Raw genomic sequence first — 24,777 nt, 5'->3', positions numbered from 1 at the left:
TTTTTACTTTTCTCTTTTATTTCTAACCCACTTTGCTTTCCTCTTCACCCCCAAAAACAAAGAAAACCGGGTTCCGGGAATTTCGTTCTTCAGGAAAATGAGCGAAATTCCCCCCGGTTTTATCTTCTTCAATAATAATACAAGGTGGGCCTTTTCACTCGTAGACAGGTAATTTACGGTTACCGGTAGAGACTTCTGAGCCATATTCTCAAAATTATACGAGCAATATAAAAATTACATTTACATTGTACCAGCAGCTTTTACGGCATGTCAATGAAAAAATGAACTTTACTTCATATTTTATTTATAATGTTCGGATTTTCGCGCAGGTTATTGAATGGTAAATGCAATCCGGCCCAGTTCACCATAGTCAGCCATATATCGGCCGTTTTTTGCCGGGACGGCCTGCCCGAGCACTCCGGTTAACAAAATCTGGCCGGGTTGCAGATTCCACCCCTGCTCCACGGAACGGTTCACCAGCCATAAAGCGGCTTCCCACTGGTCTCCCATGGCATCTAAGCCCATACCCTCGTTAATGCGCTGCCCTGCATGAAATAACGCCGTTTTAACCGCATTGGGGTCCTGGATGTCATTGAGCATTTTAGCCCTTCCGGTAATATAACGGACGGCAGACACATTGGCGGCAATCAGATCCACACCCCGAACTTTCTTGTTATCGGCAAATCCCTGTTCAGTCAGTGCAACTACCGGCAGAACGGCCTGTATATATTCCTTTAGTTCTTCTTTGGTCCTGATTTTTTTTACAATCGGTTTGCTAATTGTAAAGGCGATTTCGGTTTCAATGGCCGGACAGCGAAAATCGGCGGCGTGAATCACAACATTGTTTTCCTTTTGGCCGGACCGGTATAAAACACCGGCGATGGGACTTGGAAAGCCAATCTGCTTCCGGGAATTCTCGTTGGTCAGTCCGGCTTGAAACCCGCCGATGGCATCACCGGCCAACTGCCGGGTAACAAACTTTTTCTGGACCTCATAGGCTGTTTTTACGTCCAGGTCGGGATAAAAGCGGGAAAGCACGGGGATGGGTTGTTTCGCGTTATGGGCCTGGAGTAAAATTGACGACATCTCCGGTACTTTGCCCCAAACAGTGACTGTAATTAACAATACCAGCAACGCCGAACCGCATTGAACCCAGATCTTTTTCAAAATAACCACCCCTATCATTCCAAATATTTATAATATTCCGAATTATAGTTTCGGCACCGGCTAGGTAAATCCTGCCATACAACCCAATTTTTTTCTGCCTAGTAACCTAAACCTGTCTGACAGGTAAAATTTACGCACACCCATCCCCTTGATTCCCGTTCCGGATCTCTTTATAATTACAAGTATACTTTCTAAATTACAATATAGTATATTCAATTAAGGGGGGTTAGTCGATGCGTTTTTTCGCCTGGATTTGGCACGGCCTTCATAAATGTCCCGAAACCGACCTGGAACATACGATGTATGGTACAACGCATTGCCGTTCTTGCGGCCGGGTGACGTTTGTATCGGATTCCCTTCCTAAGATCAAGCATCTGATTACCAGCCGAAGGGTGCCGCATCGTTAGAAATTAACAGGGCCCGAAGGGTCCCATAAAAAACCCCATGCGCCTAGCGCATGGGGTTACATAATTATCAGCGTACTTTTATTCCCATTCAATTGTGGCCGGTGGCTTGGACGTAATGTCATATACCACCCGGTTAACCCCTTTCACCTCATTGACAATGCGGCGGGAAATCTCATCGAGTACTTCATAAGGCAGCCTCACCCAGTCGGCAGTCATGCCATCCTCGCTGGCAACCACCCGCAAACCGACCGTATAGGCATAGGTCCTTTCATCACCCATAACCCCTACGCTTTTCATCGCCGGCAACACCGCAAAGGATTGCCATACCTTACGGTAAAGACCGGCCGCCTTTATTTCCTGATGAACAATCGCATCCGCTTCCCGCAAAATATGCAGCCGTTCTTCCGTTACCTCGCCAATAATCCGGATTGCCAGTCCCGGTCCCGGAAAAGGCTGACGCCAGACAATCTCCTCGGGCAAATTCAATTCCCGGGCTAAAACGCGCACTTCATCTTTAAACAAGTCACGCAGCGGTTCGACCAGCTTAAACTTCATGTCTTCCGGCAGGCCGCCCACATTATGATGGCTCTTTATGACAGCCGCCGTTTCCGTACCGCTTTCAATCACGTCCGGGTACAGCGTTCCCTGTACCAGAAAGTTAATATCGCCCAGCTTGGCCGCTTCATTTTCGAAAACACGGATAAATTCCTCGCCGATAATTTTGCGTTTTTCCTCCGGTTCGACGACACCCTCCATCCGTTTTAAAAAGCGGTCGGCCGCATCGGCATATACCAAATTCATATGAAATCCGTCGCGAAAGGTCTTCACGACCTGCTCCGGTTCCCCTTGACGCAAAAAACCATGATTGACAAAAACGCACGTCAGTTGGTCACCAACAGCCCGGTGAACCAGGACGGCGGCTACCGACGAATCAATGCCGCCGCTTAGGCCGCAAAGAACTTTTTTATCGCCTACCTGCTCGCGAATAGAGCGAATAGCCTGTTCCACAAACGAGCCCATATTCCAGTCGCCTTTGCAATTGCAAATTTCAAATAAAAAGTTACGCAGCAATTTCATGCCTTCCGGAGTGTGCACCACTTCCGGATGAAATTGGACGCCATAAATCCGGCGCTGAACATCCGCCATGGCCGCTACCGGTGAATTATTGGTATGAGCGGTAACGGTAAACCCGGCCGGCGCGCCGGAAATGTAATCGCCATGACTCATCCAGACCTGGGTTTCGACGGCAATTTCCTTAAATATGCCCTCCTGTTTATCAACATATAACCGGGTATTGCCATATTCCCGGGAATCGGCATGAGCTACTTCCCCCCCCAGGGTTTGGGCGGTTAATTGCATCCCGTAACAAATACCTAACACGGGAATGCCAATTTCAAAGACCTTGCTATTGCATTTCGGCGCCGCCGGACTGTAAACGCTGGACGGGCCGCCCGAAAAGACAATGCCTTTCGGGTTCATGGCGGCTACCTTATCCATGGAAATGCTGAATGGCACAATTTCACAATAGACACCGCACTCCCGGATGCGTCTGGCAATTAATTGACTATACTGGCCGCCAAAATCCATAACCAGTACCATTTCTTTTTTCTCTGACTGCATTATGAAAAAACCTCCTTTTATAATAAGCAAAAACTGCTGCCGTGGCTTTCCAGCACAAAACACAAGGCCCTGAGCGCACAAACCGTGAAATTTTCCGCTCGCGTTTTCTGCGCGGGACTCCGACTCAGGCCATCGGAAAGCTTGTCCAACCCTTGCACGGTTCGTATCATGGAAAAAACTATATCATAAAGTATTAAGCCCTGTAAATACCCAGCGGAGGAGTTTCTCACCGGATGGTATTCCATTAAGCAAATAGCAATGCTTATAGAGGTATTTTACGGTATAGATGCCATGCTTTATACTGCCTAAACACATTCCTTCGTCCAGGGCGCAATATTCCGTGCCAAGGCTGGAATGCGAAAAGACTTGGCAGTTGCCAAGTCCCCCCCCGGTCCGTTTGTCCTTCAGGGCGGTAAAATTTTAATGCCTTTGAAGCCCCTGCTGGCTATGGTTTTTCAACAATTCACTCACAGTTACAATCCGATACCCCGCAGCCTGAATTTTATCCAGTAAAATGGGCAGTGCTTCCGCCGTTTGCACCGGAGTATCCGACGCATGCAGCAAAATAATGGCTCCCGGCTTAATCCGCTTCATAACTCTTTCAATAATTACATCCCGTCCGGGATTTTTCCAGTCCAGTGAATCCACGTTCCAGATAATCGTCTTATAGCCCAAACTGTCGGCCACCTTAAGCGAAGTCTGGCTGTAGTGCCCATTGGGCGGACGAATGAGCGTCGGGGTCACCCCGGTTACTTCCTTAATTAATTCACCCGCTTTCTGGATGTCTTCCCGTACCCATTCCTCTGTCCTGTCGCCATAATTTTCATGTCTGTATCCATGGCTGGCGATTTCATGCCCGTCCGCCACCATCTGTTTCGCCACTTCGGGGTATTTTTTAGCCCACGGTCCCATAATAAAAAAAGTTACTTTTACATTGTGCTTCTTCAAGGTATCCAAAATGGCGGGTGTAAATTTATTGCCCCAGGAATGATCAAAGGTAAGCGCAACCACTTTATCGTCTGTTCGGGTCCCGGCAATGGCAATGGGACCACTATTGATTGTATCCGATACTTGCACATATAAAGCAGTGATGGCAAATAAGCCGATGATGCTGAAAAACAAGTGGCGATGATGAATGAGCCGGCGCAAATTAATGACCATATCCGTCCCTCCTTTCGCAAGGTACATTACTATGTATGCGAACCGGTGACGAATTATGCAGTTTATTCTTTTTCTGCACCCAGCGCTTCGATTTTCGCCTTTAGCTCTTTTATCATTTCGTTTTGATGTTCTAAGTATTTCATTACTTTTTCTATTTCCTGCTCAGCCTTCAAATTTACCCAATAGTCGTGTTCGGCCATGAGACGGTCTTTTTCAGCTTGCCGGTTCTGCGACATCATAACAACCGGACCCGTATAAGCGGCCTGAAAACTCAATACCAAATTGAGCAAAATAAACGGATAGGGATCCCAGGCGGCAAAATAATTGGGATCCGTTGCTCTCATATAAACAAGGTATATATTGGCACCCATCCAAAGTAAAAGGATACCACTCTGACACACCATGAACGTCCAGCTGCCAATGATTCCGGCAACGGCATCAGCAACCCGCTGTCCTTTGGTAAGTTGATTCTGAAATACCTGATTTACATTTTTAATAGTATGACCATGAAGATGCGGTTTGACTAAATTGGTTTCCACAAAGAACCTCCTTAAATTTTATTTTACTGACACTAAATGATTTTTTACCCATTCTAACAGGCTAAATGACAACACTATCTCAACATGACGGTTGGCTCAATGTTTGTTAAGTTCGGCCGCCTTGTTAAAATCGGCATTGGCTAAATCATATTGTCTTTTATTTTGGTATACATTTCCACAGTTAATATATGCCTTGAGAAACATATAGCCAAGCCAAAAACTCCTAATTATTTATTAGCTTTCCATCTAAAAAATCCTGCACAGTATGACTATTGCAGAATATTTCAAATAGCGTATTTCTGCAAATTATAACCGCCGGTTACCTCCTGTGACGGAACAAGCCGGGAATCTACCTGCGGATATTCAGGGTAATATAAAAAAGAGGCTGCCCAAAAGTTTGACTGACTTATGGACAACCTCTAATTTTAAAACAAAATTCGGTATTAAAATGGTACTATTGGCATTTCGCAGGCCCTTGTAAATCAAGGGCCGACGGAATTTCTTACATCATGCCGCCCATTCCGCCCATGCCACCCATTCCACCCATAGCGGCAGCTGCGGCTGCCGGGTTTTCCTTTTCCGGTTTATCGGCAACCAGGGTTTCCGTAGTGAGCACCATTGCCGCGATGCTGGCGGCATTTTGCAGCGCCGACCGGGTTACTTTCGCCGGGTCAACAATACCGGCGGCAATCATATCCATGTATTCTTCGGTCAAAGCGTTAAAGCCGTTGCCTTTGCCGGCTTTTTTTACTTTTTCCACAACAACGGATCCTTCCAGACCGGCATTATTGGCAATCTGGCGAACCGGCTCTTCAATGGCGCGTTTAACAATGTTAACACCCGTCTTTTCGTCGCCGGAAACAGTAATCGCATCCAATGCCGACAGAATATCAATAAAGGTAGTACCGCCGCCGGCTACAATGCCTTCTTCAACGGCTGCCCGGGTAGCATTCAGCGCATCTTCGATGCGGTGCTTCTTCTCTTTCAGTTCCACTTCAGTCGCTGCACCAACCTGGATTACGGCTACGCCGCCAGCCAATTTGGCCAAACGTTCCTGCAGTTTTTCCTTATCAAAGTCGGAAGTGGTTTCTTCAATCTGGGCTTTGATCTGATTAACACGGGCTTTAATGGCATCAGCGGAACCAGCGCCATCCACAACAGTGGTTTCTTCTTTGGATACGCGGATCTGACGGGCACGGCCCAGGTCTTTCAGTTCAACACTATCCAGTTTGCGTCCCAATTCCTCAGTGATCACGCTACCGCCGGTCAGAGTCGCAATGTCTTCCAGCATCGCTTTGCGGCGGTCGCCGAAACCGGGAGCCTTGACGGCAACGGCGCGGAAAGTGCCACGCAGTTTATTAACCACCAAAGTTGCCAAGGCTTCGCCTTCTACATCTTCAGCAATAATGAGTAATTCTTTGCCTTGCTGCACCACTTTTTCCAATACAGGCAGCAGATCGGCAATGGCACCGATTTTGCGGTCCGTAATCAGAACATATGGCTCATTGAGCACGGCTTCCATTTTATCAGCATCGGTAACCATGTACGGAGAAATATAACCGCGGTCAAACTGCATGCCTTCCACTACATCAAGGTCGGTGCCCATGGTCTTTGATTCTTCCACGGTAATAACACCGTCTTTACCAACTTTTTCCATGGCTTCGGCAATCAGCTTGCCGATTTCTTCATCCGCTGCGGAAATGGAGGCAACTTGCGCAATGGCGTCTTTGGTTTCTACCTTTTTGGCATTTTTCTTAATTTCATCCACCAGTACACTCACTGCTTTTTGAATCCCTTTTTTCAGGATCATCGGATTGGCACCGGCAGCAACGTTGCGCATTCCTTCACGGATCATAGCCTGAGCCAGCAACGTAGCCGTCGTTGTACCGTCACCGGCTACATCATTAGTTTTCGTGGCAACTTCCTTAACCAGCTGCGCACCCATATTTTCAAACGGGTCTTCCAGATCGATGTCGCGGGCAATGGTAACACCGTCATTGGTAATGGTCGGAGCACCAAATTTTTTATCCAATACTACATTACGGCCCTTGGGTCCCAAGGTAACTTTCACCGCATTCGCCAGGGCATTTACGCCTCTTTCCAGTGCACGGCGCGCTTCTTCATCAAATAAAATTTGTTTAGCCATTTATGTATTCCCTCCTAAATTTTTATATTCATTGAAGATTATTCAACCACTGCCAAAATATCTCTCTCACTGAGAATGAGGTAATCTTCTCCATCCACTTTTACTTCTGTACCACCATATTTGGAGAAAATGACTTTATCGCCGGTCTTAACATCCAAAGCGACTCTTTGACCGTTATCCAGCAATTTTCCGGTGCCAACAGCAACGATCTTGCCTTCGGAAGGTTTCTCTTTGGCAGTATCCGGCAGCACAATACCACTTTTGGTTTTTTCTTCTCTTTCTAATACTTTTACCACTACTCTGTCGCCTAACGGCTTAATCATGAAAAAAACCCCCTTTTATTGTGTGTTATTATTTTTTTATTTATTAGCACTCACTAACAACGAGTGCTAATTCCATAATTTATAATATAAGATTTGCCCCGAAAAATCAAGCGCTTTTAACAAGAAATTTACTATTTTTCACTAGTGGTCTGTAAACTCTAAAGCGATAGGATGAATTGCGAGAAGTTTTTCGTCCTGCGAGGCGGAGAAGGCGCGCATATCGAAATATGTAAGCCGACGACAACAAAGCAGGGCGGAAAACTTCTCGTAAGAACACTATAGAATTAGGGTTTACAGACCACGAGGTTTTCCTGTTAGGCAGCTCAAAATTAATGGTAGTATTTCCTTCCCCTGGTGTTTTATTCCTGCGTACAAAATAAAAAAGACCAAGCCAAACAGCCAGGTCCTCGTCCGATTGCCCGGTTAGCGTTTTTTGACGGCTGCATCTACAATTGCTTCCGCCACTTCCCGAATGGACTTCCGTTTCCCCATGCTATACTGCTGGATACGGCGATAGGCCTCACTTTCCGTAAGTCCGTAAGCATCCATTAAAATTCCTTTGGCCCGGTCTAAGACCTTACGGGTTTCCAACGATGTTTTGACGTCTTCCAGTTCACGCTCCAATTCCATGAACTCCTGAAAACGGGAAAGGGCAATTTCAATGGCGGGGAACAAATTGACCTCCTTAACCGGCTTGACCAAATAGGCCAATACTCCGGAATCCTTGGCCTTCTCAACAATTTCCTTCTGGCTGAAAGCCGTCAGCAAAAGAACGGGAGCCACTTTTTCATTGGAAATAATTTTAGCAGCCGTAATTCCGTCCATTTCCGGCATTTTTATATCCATGATAACCAAATCCGGACGGTGCTTCCGGGCCAGTTCCACTGCCTTCAGGCCGTCGGCCGCTTCCCCAACTACAACATGCCCCGCCTCTTCCAGTATTTCTTTCAAATCCATTCGAATAATCGACTCATTATCGGCCACAACAACGCGTAAAGACTGCATCATTCAACCTCCCTCCGCAATACGGGGAACTGTTATACAGGCATGGGTCCCCCCGTTGGAATACAGTGAAAACTTACCGCCTAAATCACTTTCAATCAGTGTGCGGACAATCTGCAGGCCAAGACTGCTTGAGGACTGAGAATGAAACTCAGGCGGCAGTCCAATTCCGTCGTCATAAATTTCAATCTGATAAGCCTCTTGCATCAGCCTGATATCGACGCCGATAACGCCTTCCCGGCGGCCGACAAATCCATGCTCTACGGAATTTTGAATCAGTTCATTAATGACCAGAGCCAGACTACTGGCCTGGTCGGAAGGCAATATCACCGTTTGGCCGTTGAATACGGTCTGCAAATTAAAGTCCGGTTCCAGCATATTCTGAATCACCATGTCCAGAATATTTTTGGCCACTTCGGCTACATCGATATATTCCCGGTCTTGCTGGGATAAAAATTCGTGAACGACGGAAATGCTCAGAATCCGATTGACACTTTCCCGCAACGCCGCCTTTACCTGCGGCGTTTTGGAACGCCGGGCCTGCAGCCGGAGCAGACTGGCAATGGTTTGCAGATTGTTTTTTACCCGGTGATGGATCTCCTGGATTACAGCCGATTTAATCAGTAATTCCTTTTCCTTCTTTTTTAGCTCCGTAACATCGGTAACAATTACAATATTGCGGATTACCTGTCCGTTATGAAGTACCGGAATCGCCCGCTGCACCAGCACCATGTTGCCGGCTTCCACTTCCGTTTCACAGGGTTCCCTGCTATTGACCGCCTTTTGCGCCAACCGCATATTCACCTGCCGGTCATACGTACGGCGGCCGACCATCCGGCCAACCCCCAATACCTTGTAAATACTGCTGGCGGCCGGGTTGGTAAAAATAATCTGACCGCGCTCATCGGCAATCAGAATCCCGTCGCGGGCAGAAAGAGGACGGTAGAGCGGTCCTCCCGCCGGCTGCTGAACCAGCGTAAGCAGCATATACGCCGTTTCAACCAGAATGCCATGCCCTTCTACACCGGCTTCTTCACTGCTAGCTTCAAAACTGACCGCAGCGATGATAGAGCCGTATCTGTCATATAAAGGATAGACCTGCATTTCCAGTACATCCATCCCGAGAGCCCATTCCCGCTGGCCGCAAATATGGTCGCCGGCTGTAAGGGTGCGCCAAACCAGCGGTTCCTCCGCTGCCGGGATGGTCGTTCCTAAAAGATTCGGTTTATACTCAACAAAACTGGTGTTGGGCCGTACTTGCGCAACCATAACTAAAAAGTTCTCATTACGGGCCAGAGCATAAACCGTGACTTGAGCGTGAGCAAGGTCGGCCACCAATTCCATTATATTTCGCATACTATCCAACGTTTCAATCTGAGCCGGGGTCAACGAAGTTATTTTGCGGCAAACATCACCAACTACACCCATAAAAAAGCCTCCAGGCACATTTGAATTTAATAATATTCAACTCGGCGGAGATAAATTCCTTCTGCCTATAAAATGAAAATTTCTGCAGCCTGATATTTTAAGTCCAAATAGGACCGGCCTGTCACATCCTGCCCCCTGCCGTCAAATGAAATCCGGGGTAAAACAATAAAGTCATGGCCCGCAGCCGTTATATCATCCAATACAGCCTGATAGTCCTGAACCGTTAACAAGCCGGCCGCCCGTATGGAACCGCCAAAAAACAGGCTGGGGACCTTATAAACACAAAAAGACGGCGAAACTTCGCCAAGGATGCTCTTCCACAAAGGATAGGCCAGGACAGACACCATAACCGCCGGATATTCCGCCTGTTTTTGCCGGATCAAATGCTGCAGCTTTTCCACTAACTCCCAGTCAATGTCATGATACATGACAATTCCCGGCCGTGCCTTCCTTTCTCCCTGAAACGGAATAGTCAGGGTATGCCCTTGCCGTTTGATAACCACATCGGCGGTACCGGTCCCGGAAAGCTGTTGAAACGCATCTACCCTTGAACGGGCAGGACGCCCGTTTATAGTTATGATGCAGTCTCCTTTTTTTATGCCGCTGCCAAAGGCCGGTGAACCGGGTAAAACACCTTCCACTACAGCCTGCACATTGTCGGGTACATGGGGCTCTACCGTCAGCGGCACCGTCATTTTAGCATTCCAGTGAGCGGCGGCGATTTTCAATTCAGATTCCAGTGCAGCAGGATACTGCTGACCGGCTGGAGCATATTGGGTAAAACCCGGAACAAATAACCGGACGGAAGCGCCCCCCAACTGATCCAAATAAAAACAGGTATCTTCAAGATCTTTCCATCCTACTAAATGCGGCATGCCGACAATGCTGCCATGGTAGGAAATCCGCTGCCGGTATAGCCGTTCGGGAGCTTGAATTGCCACAGCGGCGTTTTGATCCCGCATGAGACAGGTCCGGCCTGCCATTGTAGCGCTATTGAGCGATAAATTAAGTTCAATGCCGCCAACGGCAGCCAACTCGGCAATCATTAAGGGCGTAAGCAAGGTTCCGTTCGTGGTAATCTGGATTACCGTATCCGGGAATTGGCGTCGTAAAAAATGAAGAACCGCCAGTATATCAGGATGCGTAAACGGTTCTCCCTCTTCAATCGAGGTGACGGCTTCGCCGATAACAATTTTTTTAGCGGCGTCAAGATATTCGGCAAGACGGCTTACTTCCTCCAGGGTTAAAGGAGCAATCCGGTAGGTCCGCACTGTAGGCGGATTCTGCCGGTGACTACAAAACGCGCAGGCAACATTGCAAACTGAAGTAATGGATAAGATATTGCTTTCCGCTGCAGAATAATATAATAAATAATCTATATAACCCGGCATCGGCAAACTCCGTTTTCCAAATTTCCACGAAAACTATCCACAAAACTATCCACAATATCCACAGCGTTATCAACAGCCAATTTCAGCATTTCCACTCCCCTTTGTCGTATTTACTCACATTATCAACAATTGTCGGAGATATTTTTTCCTGCAGTTATCCACAATTTAAATTCCCAGCTTTAAAGACGGAACCGCATTTAAGTGCAAGTCGGCGTATTGACCTGCCAAAAACTGATAATAGGCCCGGCAGGCAATCATAGCGGCATTATCCGTACATAAGACAGGCGATGGATAATACAGCCGGATGCCGGCCAGCCGGGTAGATTTGTTCAATTCCTCCTGTAAGGAGGAATTTGCCGCGACTCCCCCCGCCAAAACTACCTGCTCCACATTACAATCTTTTACTGCTTGCATGGTTTTGGCCACCAGCACGTCCACCACAGCCGCCTGAAAGCTGGCGGCCACATCTTCCGGCGATAGATCTTCCTGCCGTTGTCTGGCACTATTTATATAATTCAAAACAGCCGATTTCAAGCCGCTAAAACTGAACTCATAACTGCCATGATCCGATAAAGCCCGGGGAAAATGGATAGCCTCCCGGTTACCCGACCGGGCCAGACGGTCAATATGCGGTCCTCCGGGGTAGGGCAAATTCATAACGCGGGCAATTTTATCAAACGCTTCCCCGGCCGCATCGTCCCGGGTCTGCCCCATTAGAATCAGGGTATTATAATCTTTGACATGTACCAGGGCCGTGTGTCCGCCGGATACAACCAGGGCCACAAAAGGAGGCTCTAATTCGGCATGGCAGAGAAAATTGGCGAAAATATGTCCTTCTAAATGGTTAACCCCGATTAAGGGTATCTCTTCAGCAAATGATAAAGCCTTGGCTGTTGCGACTCCCACCAGCAAAGCTCCCACTAAACCAGGACCGTAGGTTACCCCCACAGCCTGAATATCTTTTAACGTCACCTGCGCTTCCTTCAGCGCTTCATCCACCACCGGAAGCACATTTTCAATATGTTTACGGGAGGCAACTTCCGGTACGACACCGCCAAACTTTTGATGCAGCGGCACCTGGGAAGAGATAATATTGGAACAAATGGTTCGTCCGTCGGCAATGACGGCAGCCGAAGTTTCATCACAACTGGTTTCCAACGCTAAGATAAGGCAAGGCGCGGCTGATTTGCTTTCAAACATGATTCAAGCCTCCATTAAAATAAACTGCTAATAATTTGCATGTATGTAAACACGGAATAAAAGCCAAATTAAAAATGGGCGACAAACACTACGTCCGGAAAGGAGGAATACTTTATGGCACGTTCGAATAAACCTGTGAATCCTTCGGCTGAAAACGCTTTGGACCGCATGAAATTCGAAGTGGCTAGTGAATTGGGCATTGCCGAACACGTTCGCTCCTCAGGCTGGGCAACTATGACTTCGGCTGACTGCGGTCGTGTTGGCGGTCACATGGTCCGTAAAATGATTGAGCAATATGAATCTACTCTCCAGTAGTAACAGCAGGGCGGCATAGCCGCCCTTACATTTTTTTCGGATACTCCGGAATTGGTAACATTTCACTGCTACAGTGCATACAGTAATAGCACAATCACCCTTATGCCGCGCAAGCGGCTTTTTTCTTTGTTATAGAGCATCTTTCCACATAATGATGGCATCTTCCTGCGTGTCGGTATAATAGCCGGGGCGGACGCCCCGGGATACAAAGCCTAGTTCCCGGTATAGATTTTGCGCCGGTGCATTCGATTTCCGCACTTCCAGGGTCATACTCTTTGCCCCTTGGGTTTTGGCGTAATCAATTAAGACCTGCAGCAGCCTTCGTCCCAACCCCAAGCTGCGGTATCCCGGCAAAATAGCTATATTAGTCACATGGGCCTCGTCCAGAATCAGCCACATACCGGCATAACCGGCCACCCGCCCGGCATCATCAACAACTAGATAATGTGCCAGGTCATTGTCCAGAATTTCGCTTTCAAACGCCTGCCTGGACCAAGGCGTCTGAAAAGACTGCCGTTCCACTTCCACTACGGCGTCAATATCCGCAGCAATCATGTTGCGAATGCGTATCTCACTCATGACTTACCTGCGCTCTGTCTTTTTTCCCACAATTCTTCCGCTTCCGACCGGCGAATATAAACAGGCGCCAAGTTCATCAAATTCTGAGTGTTCCCCCCGTCACGAAACCGGTGAGCCAGCAAAGCCACCATAGCCGCCCGGGGCATAATAAGATGGGGCGGCGCCAATAGTAAATTGCCGCCCAGTTCCAGAATGCGCCGGCTATGTTGAACGGCAGCCTCTCCCATAACCATGACCGGTTCCGGTATTGCCGCCATCTCCGTCAGGGCAGCCTCCAGGTCAACGACCCGTGTAGGAATACTTTGTTCCAGAATTCCGTTCCGCCAGCGGAATAATGCCTGGTACACATTCCCTTTCTGGGCATCCAGCAAAGGCGCCAGGACCATTCCCGGCACCGGACAGGCATATGCCAGGGCCTCCATAGTAGATACCCCGCAGATGGGTATATTCAGGGCATAAGCCATTGCCTTCGCCGTAGCCAGGCCAATGCGCAATCCCGTAAAAGACCCCGGACCAATGCTGACCGCTATGGCCTGTAAGTCCTGTTTATCCACTCCCGCCAGCAAAAGAACATCCCTGATATGAGGCATTAGCGTCTCGGAATGAGTCTTCTGGGTTTGGATCGTCAGTTCCGCCAGCAGGGTTTCTTTGGTACATACGGCCACACTAGACACAAGTGTGGCTGTATCGATAGCAAGAATCGGCAATGTGTTTCAACTCCTCACCCAGTTTTTCATATCGTTCGCCTTGGGCCCGGACACTGATAAACCGGTCCGCAATCTGTTCACCGGCCTCGAGCTTTACCCACAAACATTCGGCGGGCAGCCGGTCAGGGAATTTATCCGGCCACTCAATTACAGCAACACCACCGGCAGACGTATATTCGTCAAAACCAATATCCTCCAATTCCTCCGGAGTTTCCAGCCGGTAAAGGTCAAAATGGTATAGCTTCGTTTTCCCCTCGTAAATATTCAAAATGGTAAAAGTCGGGCTGGTCACCGCTTCCTTGACATCCAGTCCCCGGGCAATCCCTTGAACAAACACGGTTTTACCCATCCCGAGATCTCCCTGCAGACATACAATATCTCCGTCCAGCAACACACTGGCCAAACTGCAGCCAAAAGCAAAGGTTGCTTCCGGCGAACCGGTCTTAAAAATCCACATTGAATTCACTCCTATACTACCGGAAATGATTGTAACCTTTCGGTTCCAGAATCATGCTCCGGCCATCTTCCTTTAGTAAAGTTACGCCCTGAGCAGCCGTTACGACTTCCCCGATTACAGTCAAGCGCACTCCTAAATCTTCCGCCGCCAGTTTTCCGTATTTATCCGGATTTATGGTAAAGATTAATTCGTAATCTTCACCACCGTACAACGCATAATCCAAATAATCCTTTTGCAAAAGTTCGCCGGCCTGTCCTATTTCCGGCAAAACCGGAATCTTGCCGGCCGTCAGTCGCATTCCCACTTTGCTGGCATCGGCTATTTCATTGGCTTCACTGGCCAACCCATCGCTAATATCATCCATACTGGTTACGCCGTGCATCGCCAGCAACCGGCCGGTCCGGACCTGGGGACGCGGCGTCAAATGGGCGGTAATCAGCGGCCAGGCAAACTTGTGCTTTTCCCAGTCGCCACGCAGCAAAAGATCAAGGCCGGCACCGGAACTGCCCAAAGCCCCCGTCACCGCAACCAGGTCTCCCACCTGGGCACCGGAGCGTCTTATAAGGTTAGCCGGCTCCACTTCCCCGGATACAGTCACGTTGATAATCAGCCCCTGCGGGCTGGAGACCGTATCGCCGCCAACAATATTTACAGCAAATTCCCGGCATATTTCCTTCATCCCTTGATAAAAAGCAACCACAAACTCCGTTTCCGTTTCCCGTGGTAAAGCGATGGAAACGACAGCATGTTTGGGAATCCCTCCCATAGCGGCAATATCGCTTAAATTGACCGCCATGGACTTATAGCCCAACTGCCAGGCACTGGTCGTGGCCAGGGTAAAATGCACGTTTTCCACCAGCATATCGGCAGTTAACAACTGCAATTTTCCCGGTGCCGGTAATAAAACAGCAGCATCATCGCCAATTCCTGCCACAACACTGCCCGGGTCCTGGATTGTATTTTCACTAATTAATTGAATTAAGCCAAACTCTCCCAATTGCTTCAAATCCAACACAAAACACCACCAAATGATTCATTTCCTTTAATCATTTCTGTTTTATGCAGTTATTTCCTGCCTTGGTAGTATACCACACCGGGAAAAAAAATTGTATTACCGTAAAGGATTTCGCAATCTTTTGGCTAAATCTCAGAAATAAACAGTCCGGCAGGAGGCAGCCCATGCATAATTTATGTCTTAAAATTCCTAACGTTGACCGGGTAGGCCTGGTACTTGATATTTCCCGGGTTTTGGCCGAGCGGCACATAAACATCGTATCCATGGAAGTTGAACTCAATACGGTTTATCTGGAAACCGAGCAGTTGTCGCCCGCCGACCAGGAGTATGTCCGGGAGCATATCAAAAACATTCCCCAAGTGAATGATGTTTTTGTTATTGAGCTAATGCCGCATCAGGAAAAAGCGGAGCAATTAAAAGCCGTTCTTACCTCGGTCAGTGACGGAATTATTGCGATTGACCATCAGTCCCGCATTACGCAATATAATCCGGCCGCCGAAAAGATTGTTCATATTCCGGCGGTTGACGTTCTCGGCAAATCCATTCGGGAGGTTTTTCCCAGCGACTTGCCCCTCCTGGCTGCTTTGCAGCAGGGAACCGTATACAATAACCGGGAAATTATGCTTGACCGCACTAAAAGTCATTTTCTGGCCAGCGGACGTCCGGTAAAAGACCAGACCGGGCGCAGCATTGGAGCAGTAGCTATTTTAAAAGATATCAGTGATGTACGGGCGTTAATCTATACTGTCACGGGCCAGTTAACCCTGACCTTCGATGAACTTTTATATACCAGCAGTGCTATGCGGCGGGTCGTTGATATGGCTAAAGCAATTGCCGGCGGTCATTCCACCGTTCTCATCCGGGGAGAAACCGGCACCGGCAAGGAATTGCTGGCCCGCGCCCTGCATTCTGCTTCCCCGCGAAAGGACAAAATGCTGGTCCCGTTAAATTGCGCCGCCATTCCCGATACCCTGCTGGAAAGTGAACTTTTCGGCTATGAGAAGGGAGCGTTTACCGGCGCAACCAAGAGCGGCAAACAGGGATTATTTGAATTTGCCAATGAGGGTACCATCTTTCTTGATGAAATCGGCGAGCTTTCCTCCCATTTACAGGCCAAACTACTGCGGGTTCTCCAGGACGGCAAAGTGCGGCGTATCGGCGGAACCCGGGAAATTCCCGTTAACGTGCGAATATTAGCCGCTACGAACCGCAACCTGGAAGATATGATTGCTAAAGGCCGTTTCCGGGAAGACTTGTATTACCGGTTAAATGTCATACCGCTATTTATCCCTCCCCTGCGGGAACGACGGGAAGACATACCAATACTGGCTCATTTTTTTTTACGGCGCTTTGCCGCCCGAATGCAAAAAACGGCCAATGTCATCAGCGAAACGGCGCTTAACAAATTAACCCATTACCATTGGCCGGGAAATATCCGGGAATTGGAAAACGTCATTGAGCGGGCCGTAAACATTGTCAATGATACGGCAATTTTGGCCGAACATATTATTCTCGACCATGATTATACGTCTCTTCCTCCTGACAGCCAAACATTGCCGCCGCGCACACTGGACGAAATGATACAGGAAGTGGAGAAGGACATTCTGCAAAAATCGCTCAGACAATACCGTACATCACGGCAGTTGGGCCATGCCTTGGGCTTGTCCCATACGGCCATACTAAAAAAACTGCGTAAATACAACCTGAGTCTGAATGATAATTTCACTCAGCGCGAATAATCCGCCAATATTCCGAGTAAAGAAGGGACCGACTTATGAGACCTACATACGTTGAAATTGATTTAACTGCCCTGCGGCATAATATGACACAAATACGCTCAGTAATTCCATCCGCCGCCGGCATTATGGCGGTAGTAAAAGCCGATGCCTACGGCCACGGAGCAGTGCCGGTAAGCCGGACAGTGCTGGCAGCCGGCGCTTCCAGCCTGGCTGTAGCCATCCCGGAAGAGGGAGCGGAACTTAGAGAAGCCGGCCTAACTGTTCCTATACTGGTATTAGGGCTGACGCTGCCCGAACAGGCCCATTCCCTTGTCGAAAATAACCTAACTGCCACGGTCTGTACCCTGGAACAGGTAAACGCCCTGGCGGCGGCGGCCCGCGAGGTTGGAAAATCAGCCCAGGTTATGATAAAGACGGATACCGGTATGGGAAGAATCGGCATTCCGCCGGCCCAAGTTCTCCCGTTCATCCGGCAGCTTTTGGCTATACCGGAAATTAAAGTGCAGGGCTTATTCACGCATATGGCTGCCGCCGACGAAAAAGATAAAAGGTATGCAAATTTCCAGATCACCGCCTTCCGGTCCGTTTTGGCCGACTTGAAATCAGCCGGTATAAATCCGCTGTGTGTTTCGGCAGCCAACAGCGCCGGGATCATCGACCTTCCCGACAGTCATTTTACTGCCGTACGGCCCGGCATCATTTTATATGGTCTTCCGCCTTCTCATGATATGCACCGTTCTTTAGACCTGCATCCTGTCATGTCTTTAAAAACCAAAATAGTATATATTAAACAGGTTCCGGCTGCAACAGCCATAAGTTACGGCTGTACTTACCAAACCTCACGGGAAACGTATATCGCCACCTTGCCATTAGGTTATGCCGATGGCTATAGCCGTCAGCTTTCGAATAAAGCGTCTGTCTTGATCGGCGGTAAACGTTGTCCTGTCGTTGGCCGTGTCTGTATGGATCAAATCCTGGTTGATTTAGGAACCGAATGTTCCAGCCGTATTGGGGATGAAGCCGTTTTATTCGGCAAACAGGGTTCCGAGGAAATCACTGTAACGGAATTAGCGGACCTTGCCGCTACCATTAACTATGAACTGGTTTGTGCAATCAGTCCAAGAGTTCCCCGAATCTACATCGGCTAATAGAAATAGTAAAAAGCCGTTTAAACCAAAGGTTAAACGGCTTTTTACTACTTCGTTTTCTTGATTATCTGAACCGAACGGCTCAAAGGCTCACTCAAATCCACATGCCCATATAAAGTATCCAGTTTCTTACCTTCCACCAAAATCTGTACCTGCTGGATATCGGAGAATTCCGTCAGAGTATCTACCACAGCCCCAACCAGCAGCAATTCGGTAGCAGACCCCCGGGACGTACCTGTAAGCAGTTGTTGATTAAAATCCACATAGGCTATGTTCTTTTTTACCGCAATATCTTTTAATTTGGTACCGGCCGGAAAAACCGAAACCAAATCCGGATTCTGCGGACGGGTAAGCAGCAATTCAACGGCAGTCCGGGCCGGATGAGTATTTTTCGCTACCTCATATGTTACCGGCACAAGATTCTCCGCATCTTTTGTTGCATAATAAACAGTCAGACGCATATTTCCCATAGCAGTAGGCTGTTTGGCCGGCGACTGGACAACCGTTGGTTCAGACGCTGATTGAGCAGGCGTCTGAGACGGTTTTGTCGTTAGATTGGCAGGCACATCCGCTGCACAGCCGGCAATGAACCCGGCTGCCAAAATCAAAAAGAGTAACCATAGTTTGACTTTACCAGCCATCACTGCTCACCCCCCATTTTAGCTGCCTGGGCGAAAAAGTCATCGATCCCCTTTACAATCCCTTGCGCCATTTTTTGCTGGAAATCCGGTTCATTTAATAAATTTTCCTCTTTTGGATTGGATATAAAGGCCAGTTCGGCAAGAACCGACGGCATTACGGTATGTTTTAAAACGTAAAAATTGGCGGCATGAACACCACGATTCTCCAATCCGCCATCATGAATTAGATTGGACTGTATCGTTTGGGCCAGTATCAAATCATAAGGTGTTTTTTCATAATAATAGGTAGCCGTCCCGCCAACGTCAGGATTAACAAATGAATTGATATGCACATCGACAAAGATATCGGCTTTATTTCTGTTGGCCACAGATGCCCTCGCACTCAATTCCTCAACCGCGGTATCCCCCGGTTTATATACGTCGCGGTCAGACTGGCGGGTCATAATTACTTTAGCGCCGGCCTTTTCCAGCAAGGCCTTTACCTTTAAGCTTACAGCCAGTGTAATTGTCTTTTCCATTGTTTTTCCGGGTCCGATCGCCCCCGGGTCGCTGCCTCCATGTCCGGGATCCAGAACAATCACTTTGCCTTTCAAGCCGGCAGTGAAATGAAAATTAGCCGGTAGCACCGGTTTATTAATATCTACCACAATCCGGTCGGGTCTTTTAGTGACCGGGTCCTTACGTAAAACAAATACCTTATAATCGGTATCATTAATCATAATCGGCAAGTCAATCTTCATCCGGGTCTCCTTGCCGTTAGAAACCGCGTTGATGCTATCGGCAATTGTCCCGTCCAACTTGGTGTTGCTGCCTATGCCCGCTCCGGGAACAACTCCCGTTAAATTCAAAATAAGGCTGGGAACAGGAACCGCCAACATACTGCTGTTCACTTTAACCGGTCCGGTAAAGTCAAAAACCAGCCGTAGACGTTTGGCCCCAGTAACAGCATCTGTATGAACCGCCCAACGGATTTTCGTCAATACATTCTTAGCATCGTTGGCGGATGCACCCGGCGGCGCCGCCAAGCTTGCTGAAATAGGAGTCATCAGTATTGACAGCAACAACAGGAAAATGATTCGCCTCAACAACAGCACCTCCTATACTCCGACGTGTTTTATCTTTATTCGCTCTTTTTCATAAAAATCCTGCGGGACTTTAGTCGGAATATACGGAAAAAAGACCGCTTGCGCGGCCTTTCAGTTGAGCTCACAAAAAATAGGCAGTCTCCCGCCTACAGTATGTAGCTGCATTTATAGTTGAATGAGTCCTAAACTAATCCGTATAGCTTCATCCACCCGTTCCATAACTTCTTCATTTAAATGAGTAACCTTTTCCTTTAGACGACGCTTATCGATCGTCCGCAATTGCTCCAGTAAAATGACCGAATCTTTATCAAGATTAAACTGTTTGGCAGTCACTTCCACGTGCGTCGGCAGTTTGGCTTTGGAAATCTGCGAAGTAATGGCCGCAACAATAACTGTGGGACTATATTTGTTGCCCACATCATTTTGAATAATCAGCACCGGACGGTGTCCTCCCTGTTCAGAACCCACTACCGGGCTTAAATTAGCATAATAAATATCGCCCCGCTTTACAACCATCCTATTCACGCTCCGCCAGCAAAGTGGGGGATATCGTTTCAAACACTTCGGAATCGATCATTAGCCCTTCTTCTGCTAAAGATAAATTAATAACCGCCATTTCCTGGTAGCCTTTTTTCATCATATCCCGCACCGCTTTGCGCTTACGGTCTTCGATGTACAAACGCATGGCTTCCCGGACAAATTGACTGCGGCTCAATTTATCCATGGCAATAATTCCATCCACTTCCTGCAATAACGTATTGGGGATACTAATCATAATACGCTTTAATTCGGCCACAACTTCACCCCCGCTATTTGCCAAACATACTTTGATATATCAAGTATATAATTATTTATATACCAATGTCAACTTTTTTATATATCATTTTGTTTCATTTTGAATTGCATCTATGGCTACCGGTATCGCTGGCAGCAAGTCTGCAGCTGTCAGGCCAATCAGGCCCATGCGGCGGGCTGCAATATCTCCCGCCATACCATGTACATAAACACCGGCAATGGCTGCATCATGACTTGATAATCCTTGCGCAATCAGGGCTGCAATCAATCCGGTCAATACATCACCGGTGCCACCGGTAGCCATCCCGGCGTTGCCGGTAGGATTAATATATATTTCTCCATCCGGAAAAGCAACAATTGTCCGGGCTCCCTTCAATACTACAATACTTTCCCATTTTTGCGACGACCGGCGGGCAATATCGATACGGTCCTGGTTAATTTCTTCCACTGTCAGGCCGGTCAGACGGGCCATTTCCCCCGGATGCGGTGTAATGATGGAAAGCGCTTTGGTTTCGGTCAAAAGCTCTACCTGTCCTGCTAAGGCTGTCAAAGCGTCGGCATCAATCACCAACGGCTTTTCCGCAGCCCCGATGATTTCCCGCACAGCCTGCAAAGTATCTGTATGGCGGCCCAGCCCCGGACCAATGGCTAATACATCATTTTCGAATTCCCAGGCGCCGACAGACGGAACGGCTTCCCGTCCCATCGTCCCCCGGTCTGCTTCCGGCAAAGGCCGGGTCATAACCTCTGTCAGCTTAATTTCCATAATATCATGCAGGCCGGCGGCAATTGCCAAAGTGACAAGCCCCGCTCCGCCCCGCAGCGACCCGGAAGCAGCCAAAAAGGCCGCCCCGGTAAATCCTTCCGACCCGGCTACCAATAAAACCCGGCCGGACATTCCTTTATGGGCATCCGGGCGCCGCTGGGGCAATAACTTTTTTACACCACCGGCCGTAATTGCATTTTGACGAAGCTGCGTATCATTTAATAACGGTTTGGGAATGCCAATATCGGCAATCACCATTTCTCCTACATGAGAAGCACCCGGATACAAAAATAAACCGGGTTTTGGCAATCCAAAGGTTACGGTATACGTTGCACAAACCGCCAGGCTCCGCACTTGCCCCGTATCGGCATCAACTCCCGACGGAATATCGATCGAAACCACAGTCTTGCCGGCGCCATTGATAATACCGGCCGCCGTCGCCATTGCCCCTGTCATTTCCCCACGAAAACCGGTGCCTAATAAACCATCCACCAGACACGCAGCAAATGCAGTCGCAATCTTTACTTTGTTCCAATCCCTTTCACCGGCCACTTCCTGTACATTGATACCCATCCGGGAAAGAATGTCAAGGTGCAGCCGCGCATCCCCGCTTACTGCCTCCTTCTCCCCGATCAGGAATACTTTTACGTTGGCTCCCCGGTTATAAAGATGTCTGGCAGCCACATATCCGTCACCGCCGTTATTCCCCGTACCGGCAAAAATACAAATCTTTTGCTCTACGAGGGATTCTAATATATTTTCAATGCAGTTTACCACCTGCATTCCGGCATTCTCCATCAAGACAACACCGGGAATGCCATATTCTTCAATGGTTTTCCGGTCAATCTCCCGCATTTCCCGGGCGGTTGCAACTTTCATTTTCATTTCCTCCCCACATCACAACCTGCGCCGCTGCATATTCCTGCGCATGGGTTAATGAAATATAAATATGTGTTATCTTCCTTTGCTCGGCCAATGAGGCAAAATAACCGGTTAAATTTACTCCCGGCCTGCCATTTTCACTCACCTTGATCTCCACGTCCTGCCAGCTTCCTTGCACCAATCCGGTGCCGAATGCTTTTAACACAGCTTCTTTGCCGGCAAACCGGGCAGCATAAGAAGCGGCGCGCTGAACTCCCCGGCCGTCACAATACAACTGTTCCTGCACCGTAAAAACTCTTTTGACGAAAGAAGCACGTTCCAATGCCGCTTTAATGCGGCTGATTTCAATAATATCTATCCCAACTCCGGCAATCATCAAACCACCTCGAAAACTCAGCCATCATTTTTTTACACTGGATCCATAAAATATTCGCTGTAAATAAGCTTTACCCTTTCATTACCAAAACATACTTCCGGCACCGAGTCTGCTTAAAAAGATGCAGATATATAAAAACCTTGCCCTATCCGGCAAGGTTTTAACCATCATGGCTGTTTATAGTTTCGCATAATCAGGACCTCAACCCGCCGGTTCTGCGCCCTTCCCTCCGCCGTACCATTGGTTGCTACGGGCCGGTACTCGCCATACCCCGTGGCACTAAACCGGTCTGGCTGCAAATTCTTTTCCTGGGCTAATAAAAATTTCATAAAGTTGAGCGCTCGTCCCGTGCTTAAATCCCAATTACTGGGAAATTCAGTATTATGAATCGGCACATTGTCCGTATACCCTGATATTGATATTTTTTGTGTCAGCGGCAGCAGCATCCTGGCAACCGTTGCCGCCAGCCGCTGGGAATCAGGGAGCAGTGCCGCGCTGCCTGAAGTAAATAGAGCGGTATCCTTAATGCGAATCATCAATCCATCGCTCGTTAGTTCGGTATCCAACTCCCCGGTCAGCTTGTTGGTCTGTATGTATTGGTCCAGCATTTTCTTAACTTGAGTTAATTGGCTTGTTTCCCGCATATACGCTTCCTGATTTTTAGCGTCCGACGCTGCCATTACGGTCATTTGCGTTGGTTCCGTCTGCTTTTCGGTAACACTTGGCGTCATTTGCGTATTATGGAAAAAAGAAACATTACCGTCAAATGCCTCATTAAAAGAATGTCGGAGCTGATCAAACTTTTTCTGGTCAACCTGCGCTGAAGCAAATAATACAATAAATAAAGCCAATAAAAGCGTTAATAAATCGGAATAAGGAACCAGCCAGGTTTCATCTGCATGCTCTTCCTGCGGCGGCTGATGATTTCTTCTTCTTGACATCGGTTATTCCTCCGTTTTCGGTTTTAGCAAGCTACGTTCGTGCTGAGGAATAAATACAAGTAATTTGGCTTCAATCGCCACCGGAGAATCCCCGGCCTGAATGGATAAGATTCCTTCAATAATCATCCTCTTAATTTCCACTTCATTTTTGGATCTAAATTTCAGTTTATTGGCAAAAGGATGCCATAATACATATCCCGTAAAAATACCTAACAAGGTAGCAACGAAGGCCGCGGCAATGGACTCTCCCAATTTTCCAATGTCATTCAAATTGCCAAGCGCCGCAATCAAACCAATAACCGCTCCCAATACGCCCAGGGTAGGTGCATACATACCCGCCTGGGAAAATATAAGAGCGCCGGCGTGATGGCGTTCTTCCATGGCCTGAATATCCGCCGCCAGCACATCCTGGACAAAGTCGGTATCCAAGCCGTCAATCACCATCCGCATCCCCTCTTGCAAAAAAGGATCTTTAATTTCATCCAGCCGGCTTTCCAGCGACAGCAGTCCTTCCCGCCTGGCCGACTGGGCTAATTCAATAAACAACTGCAATAACTCTGTCTTAGGTATTAATTGCTGCTGCTTAAAAATCAACTTGACTAATCCGGGAAATTTTTTAATATGACTCATGGGAAAAGCATTTAATAATGCGGCCGTTGTCCCGGCGAAAATAATTAAAAGCGCTTCCGGATTGATAAACACCGCCATATTGGCGCCCTTCACTATCATTCCCAGCATAACCGCCAATATGCCGATTATTATACCAATGACAGACGATTTCTCCAATTTTTCAGCCTCCCCGGCAATGACCAACCATGAATTTTCAAATGAACAAAATAAAACACAATTGGTAATACTCCATAAAAATTACCACAACAGTCTATATCTCACTCTATTAGGACTGATATTAAAATCTTAACACTTCCCGACATAATTTGTCTACATCA

Annotated in this window: 26 protein-coding genes and 1 riboswitch; of the genes, 4 read left to right on the top strand and 22 right to left on the bottom strand. The window is 48.0% G+C overall.

Annotated features, from left to right (window positions below):
* Positions 1 to 141: 141 nt before the first annotated feature.
* A riboswitch (purine riboswitch) is annotated at positions 142 to 242 on the bottom strand.
* A gap of 88 nt (positions 243 to 330) precedes the next feature.
* Positions 331 to 1,167 carry a 2-keto-4-pentenoate hydratase gene (locus tag LUCIF_RS05140; RefSeq protein ID WP_122626802.1) on the bottom strand — a complete coding sequence of 279 codons (837 nt, stop codon included), beginning with the start codon at positions 1,165 to 1,167 and terminating at the stop codon, positions 331 to 333.
* Positions 1,168 to 1,400: 233 nt separating this feature from the next.
* Here LUCIF_RS05140 and LUCIF_RS25970 point away from each other — a divergent pair, with 233 nt between their 5' ends.
* Positions 1,401 to 1,574 carry a hypothetical protein gene (locus LUCIF_RS25970; RefSeq protein ID WP_165865894.1) on the top strand — a complete coding sequence of 58 codons (174 nt, stop codon included), beginning with the start codon at positions 1,401 to 1,403 and terminating at the stop codon, positions 1,572 to 1,574.
* Between the two features lie 78 nt (positions 1,575 to 1,652).
* Here the strand turns inward: LUCIF_RS25970 and guaA are convergent, their stop codons facing one another.
* From guaA to tsaD, 9 genes are all read right to left on the bottom strand, one after another.
* Positions 1,653 to 3,194, bottom strand: coding sequence for a glutamine-hydrolyzing GMP synthase (gene guaA, locus LUCIF_RS05135; RefSeq protein WP_122626801.1), 1,542 nt, complete (start codon positions 3,192 to 3,194; stop codon positions 1,653 to 1,655).
* Positions 3,195 to 3,614: 420 nt separating this feature from the next.
* Entirely contained in the window at positions 3,615 to 4,355 is a 741-nt protein-coding gene (gene pdaB, locus LUCIF_RS05130; protein WP_122626800.1) for a polysaccharide deacetylase family sporulation protein PdaB, read from the bottom strand.
* A 62-nt stretch (positions 4,356 to 4,417) separates the two neighbouring features.
* Positions 4,418 to 4,894, bottom strand: coding sequence for a DUF1003 domain-containing protein (locus tag LUCIF_RS05125; RefSeq protein WP_122626799.1), 477 nt, complete (start codon positions 4,892 to 4,894; stop codon positions 4,418 to 4,420).
* Positions 4,895 to 5,396: 502 nt separating this feature from the next.
* Entirely contained in the window at positions 5,397 to 7,040 is a 1,644-nt protein-coding gene (gene groL, locus LUCIF_RS05120) for a chaperonin GroEL (RefSeq protein ID WP_122626798.1), read from the bottom strand.
* A 38-nt stretch (positions 7,041 to 7,078) separates the two neighbouring features.
* A complete protein-coding gene (gene groES, locus LUCIF_RS05115) occupies positions 7,079 to 7,363 on the bottom strand; it encodes a co-chaperone GroES (RefSeq protein WP_122626797.1) in 285 nt (94 codons plus the stop codon).
* A gap of 423 nt (positions 7,364 to 7,786) precedes the next feature.
* Complete coding sequence (locus LUCIF_RS05110; protein WP_207857019.1) at positions 7,787 to 8,371, bottom strand: ANTAR domain-containing response regulator; 585 nt, start codon at positions 8,369 to 8,371, stop codon at positions 7,787 to 7,789.
* Positions 8,372 to 9,793, bottom strand: coding sequence for a sensor histidine kinase (locus tag LUCIF_RS05105; RefSeq protein WP_122626796.1), 1,422 nt, complete (start codon positions 9,791 to 9,793; stop codon positions 8,372 to 8,374).
* 65 nt (positions 9,794 to 9,858) lie between these two features.
* On the bottom strand, positions 9,859 to 11,184 hold the full coding sequence (locus LUCIF_RS05100) for a radical SAM protein (RefSeq protein WP_122626795.1): 1,326 nt from the start codon (positions 11,182 to 11,184) through the stop codon (positions 9,859 to 9,861).
* 165 nt (positions 11,185 to 11,349) lie between these two features.
* Positions 11,350 to 12,384, bottom strand: a complete 1,035-nt coding sequence (gene tsaD, locus LUCIF_RS05095) for a tRNA (adenosine(37)-N6)-threonylcarbamoyltransferase complex transferase subunit TsaD (RefSeq protein ID WP_122626794.1) — start codon at positions 12,382 to 12,384, stop codon at positions 11,350 to 11,352.
* Positions 12,385 to 12,498: 114 nt separating this feature from the next.
* Between tsaD and LUCIF_RS05090 the strand changes: the two genes are divergently transcribed.
* Positions 12,499 to 12,699 (top strand): alpha/beta-type small acid-soluble spore protein, encoded by a 201-nt coding sequence (locus LUCIF_RS05090; protein ID WP_122626793.1) that lies wholly within the window; start codon positions 12,499 to 12,501, stop codon positions 12,697 to 12,699.
* Between the two features lie 129 nt (positions 12,700 to 12,828).
* Here LUCIF_RS05090 and rimI read toward each other — a convergent pair whose 3' ends face one another.
* The 4 genes from rimI to thiL are packed head-to-tail and all read right to left on the bottom strand — an operon-like array spanning position 12,829 to position 15,457.
* Positions 12,829 to 13,278 carry a ribosomal protein S18-alanine N-acetyltransferase gene (gene rimI / locus LUCIF_RS05085; protein ID WP_122626792.1) on the bottom strand — a complete coding sequence of 150 codons (450 nt, stop codon included), beginning with the start codon at positions 13,276 to 13,278 and terminating at the stop codon, positions 12,829 to 12,831.
* Positions 13,275 to 13,985: a tRNA (adenosine(37)-N6)-threonylcarbamoyltransferase complex dimerization subunit type 1 TsaB gene (gene tsaB / locus LUCIF_RS05080; protein WP_122626791.1), complete on the bottom strand. Its 711-nt coding sequence runs from the start codon at positions 13,983 to 13,985 to the stop codon at positions 13,275 to 13,277. The genes rimI and tsaB overlap by 4 nt, the downstream gene beginning before the upstream one ends.
* Positions 13,945 to 14,442, bottom strand: a complete 498-nt coding sequence (tsaE, locus tag LUCIF_RS05075) for a tRNA (adenosine(37)-N6)-threonylcarbamoyltransferase complex ATPase subunit type 1 TsaE (RefSeq protein ID WP_122626790.1) — start codon at positions 14,440 to 14,442, stop codon at positions 13,945 to 13,947. Before tsaE ends, tsaB begins: the two co-directional genes overlap by 41 nt.
* A gap of 16 nt (positions 14,443 to 14,458) precedes the next feature.
* Positions 14,459 to 15,457 carry a thiamine-phosphate kinase gene (gene thiL, locus LUCIF_RS05070; protein WP_207857017.1) on the bottom strand — a complete coding sequence of 333 codons (999 nt, stop codon included), beginning with the start codon at positions 15,455 to 15,457 and terminating at the stop codon, positions 14,459 to 14,461.
* A 164-nt stretch (positions 15,458 to 15,621) separates the two neighbouring features.
* Between thiL and LUCIF_RS26965 the strand changes: the two genes are divergently transcribed.
* Together LUCIF_RS26965 and alr are read left to right on the top strand one after the other, a co-directional pair.
* Positions 15,622 to 17,196 carry a sigma 54-interacting transcriptional regulator gene (locus LUCIF_RS26965; protein WP_122626789.1) on the top strand — a complete coding sequence of 525 codons (1,575 nt, stop codon included), beginning with the start codon at positions 15,622 to 15,624 and terminating at the stop codon, positions 17,194 to 17,196.
* Positions 17,197 to 17,231: 35 nt separating this feature from the next.
* Entirely contained in the window at positions 17,232 to 18,344 is a 1,113-nt protein-coding gene (alr, locus tag LUCIF_RS05060; RefSeq protein WP_122626788.1) for an alanine racemase, read from the top strand.
* A gap of 47 nt (positions 18,345 to 18,391) precedes the next feature.
* Here the strand turns inward: alr and LUCIF_RS05055 are convergent, their stop codons facing one another.
* The 8 genes from LUCIF_RS05055 to motA form a co-directional block, all read right to left on the bottom strand.
* Positions 18,392 to 18,985: a GerMN domain-containing protein gene (locus LUCIF_RS05055; RefSeq protein ID WP_243638690.1), complete on the bottom strand. Its 594-nt coding sequence runs from the start codon at positions 18,983 to 18,985 to the stop codon at positions 18,392 to 18,394.
* Positions 18,985 to 20,070: an N-acetylmuramoyl-L-alanine amidase family protein gene (locus LUCIF_RS05050; protein ID WP_207857013.1), complete on the bottom strand. Its 1,086-nt coding sequence runs from the start codon at positions 20,068 to 20,070 to the stop codon at positions 18,985 to 18,987. The genes LUCIF_RS05055 and LUCIF_RS05050 overlap by 1 nt, the downstream gene beginning before the upstream one ends.
* A gap of 165 nt (positions 20,071 to 20,235) precedes the next feature.
* On the bottom strand, positions 20,236 to 20,586 hold the full coding sequence (locus tag LUCIF_RS05045) for a type II toxin-antitoxin system PemK/MazF family toxin (RefSeq protein ID WP_122626787.1): 351 nt from the start codon (positions 20,584 to 20,586) through the stop codon (positions 20,236 to 20,238).
* Between the two features lies 1 nt (position 20,587).
* Positions 20,588 to 20,866, bottom strand: a complete 279-nt coding sequence (locus LUCIF_RS05040; protein WP_165865893.1) for a CopG family ribbon-helix-helix protein — start codon at positions 20,864 to 20,866, stop codon at positions 20,588 to 20,590.
* An 84-nt stretch (positions 20,867 to 20,950) separates the two neighbouring features.
* A complete protein-coding gene (locus tag LUCIF_RS05035) occupies positions 20,951 to 22,510 on the bottom strand; it encodes an NAD(P)H-hydrate dehydratase (protein ID WP_122626786.1) in 1,560 nt (519 codons plus the stop codon).
* Complete coding sequence (acpS, locus tag LUCIF_RS05030) at positions 22,473 to 22,889, bottom strand: holo-ACP synthase (RefSeq protein WP_122626785.1); 417 nt, start codon at positions 22,887 to 22,889, stop codon at positions 22,473 to 22,475. Before acpS ends, LUCIF_RS05035 begins: the two co-directional genes overlap by 38 nt.
* 167 nt (positions 22,890 to 23,056) lie before the next feature.
* Positions 23,057 to 23,830, bottom strand: coding sequence for a flagellar motor protein MotB (locus LUCIF_RS05025; RefSeq protein WP_122626784.1), 774 nt, complete (start codon positions 23,828 to 23,830; stop codon positions 23,057 to 23,059).
* A 3-nt stretch (positions 23,831 to 23,833) separates the two neighbouring features.
* Positions 23,834 to 24,616, bottom strand: a complete 783-nt coding sequence (gene motA / locus LUCIF_RS05020) for a flagellar motor stator protein MotA (protein ID WP_122626783.1) — start codon at positions 24,614 to 24,616, stop codon at positions 23,834 to 23,836.
* Positions 24,617 to 24,777: the final 161 nt, after the last annotated feature.

It is taken from the genome of Allolucifera butyrica, from assembly GCF_900476375.1.
Classification (GTDB): Bacteria; Bacillota; Negativicutes; order Sporomusales; family UPPP01; genus Lucifera; species Lucifera butyrica.
This window is presented reverse-complemented; position numbering and strand designations above follow the sequence as displayed.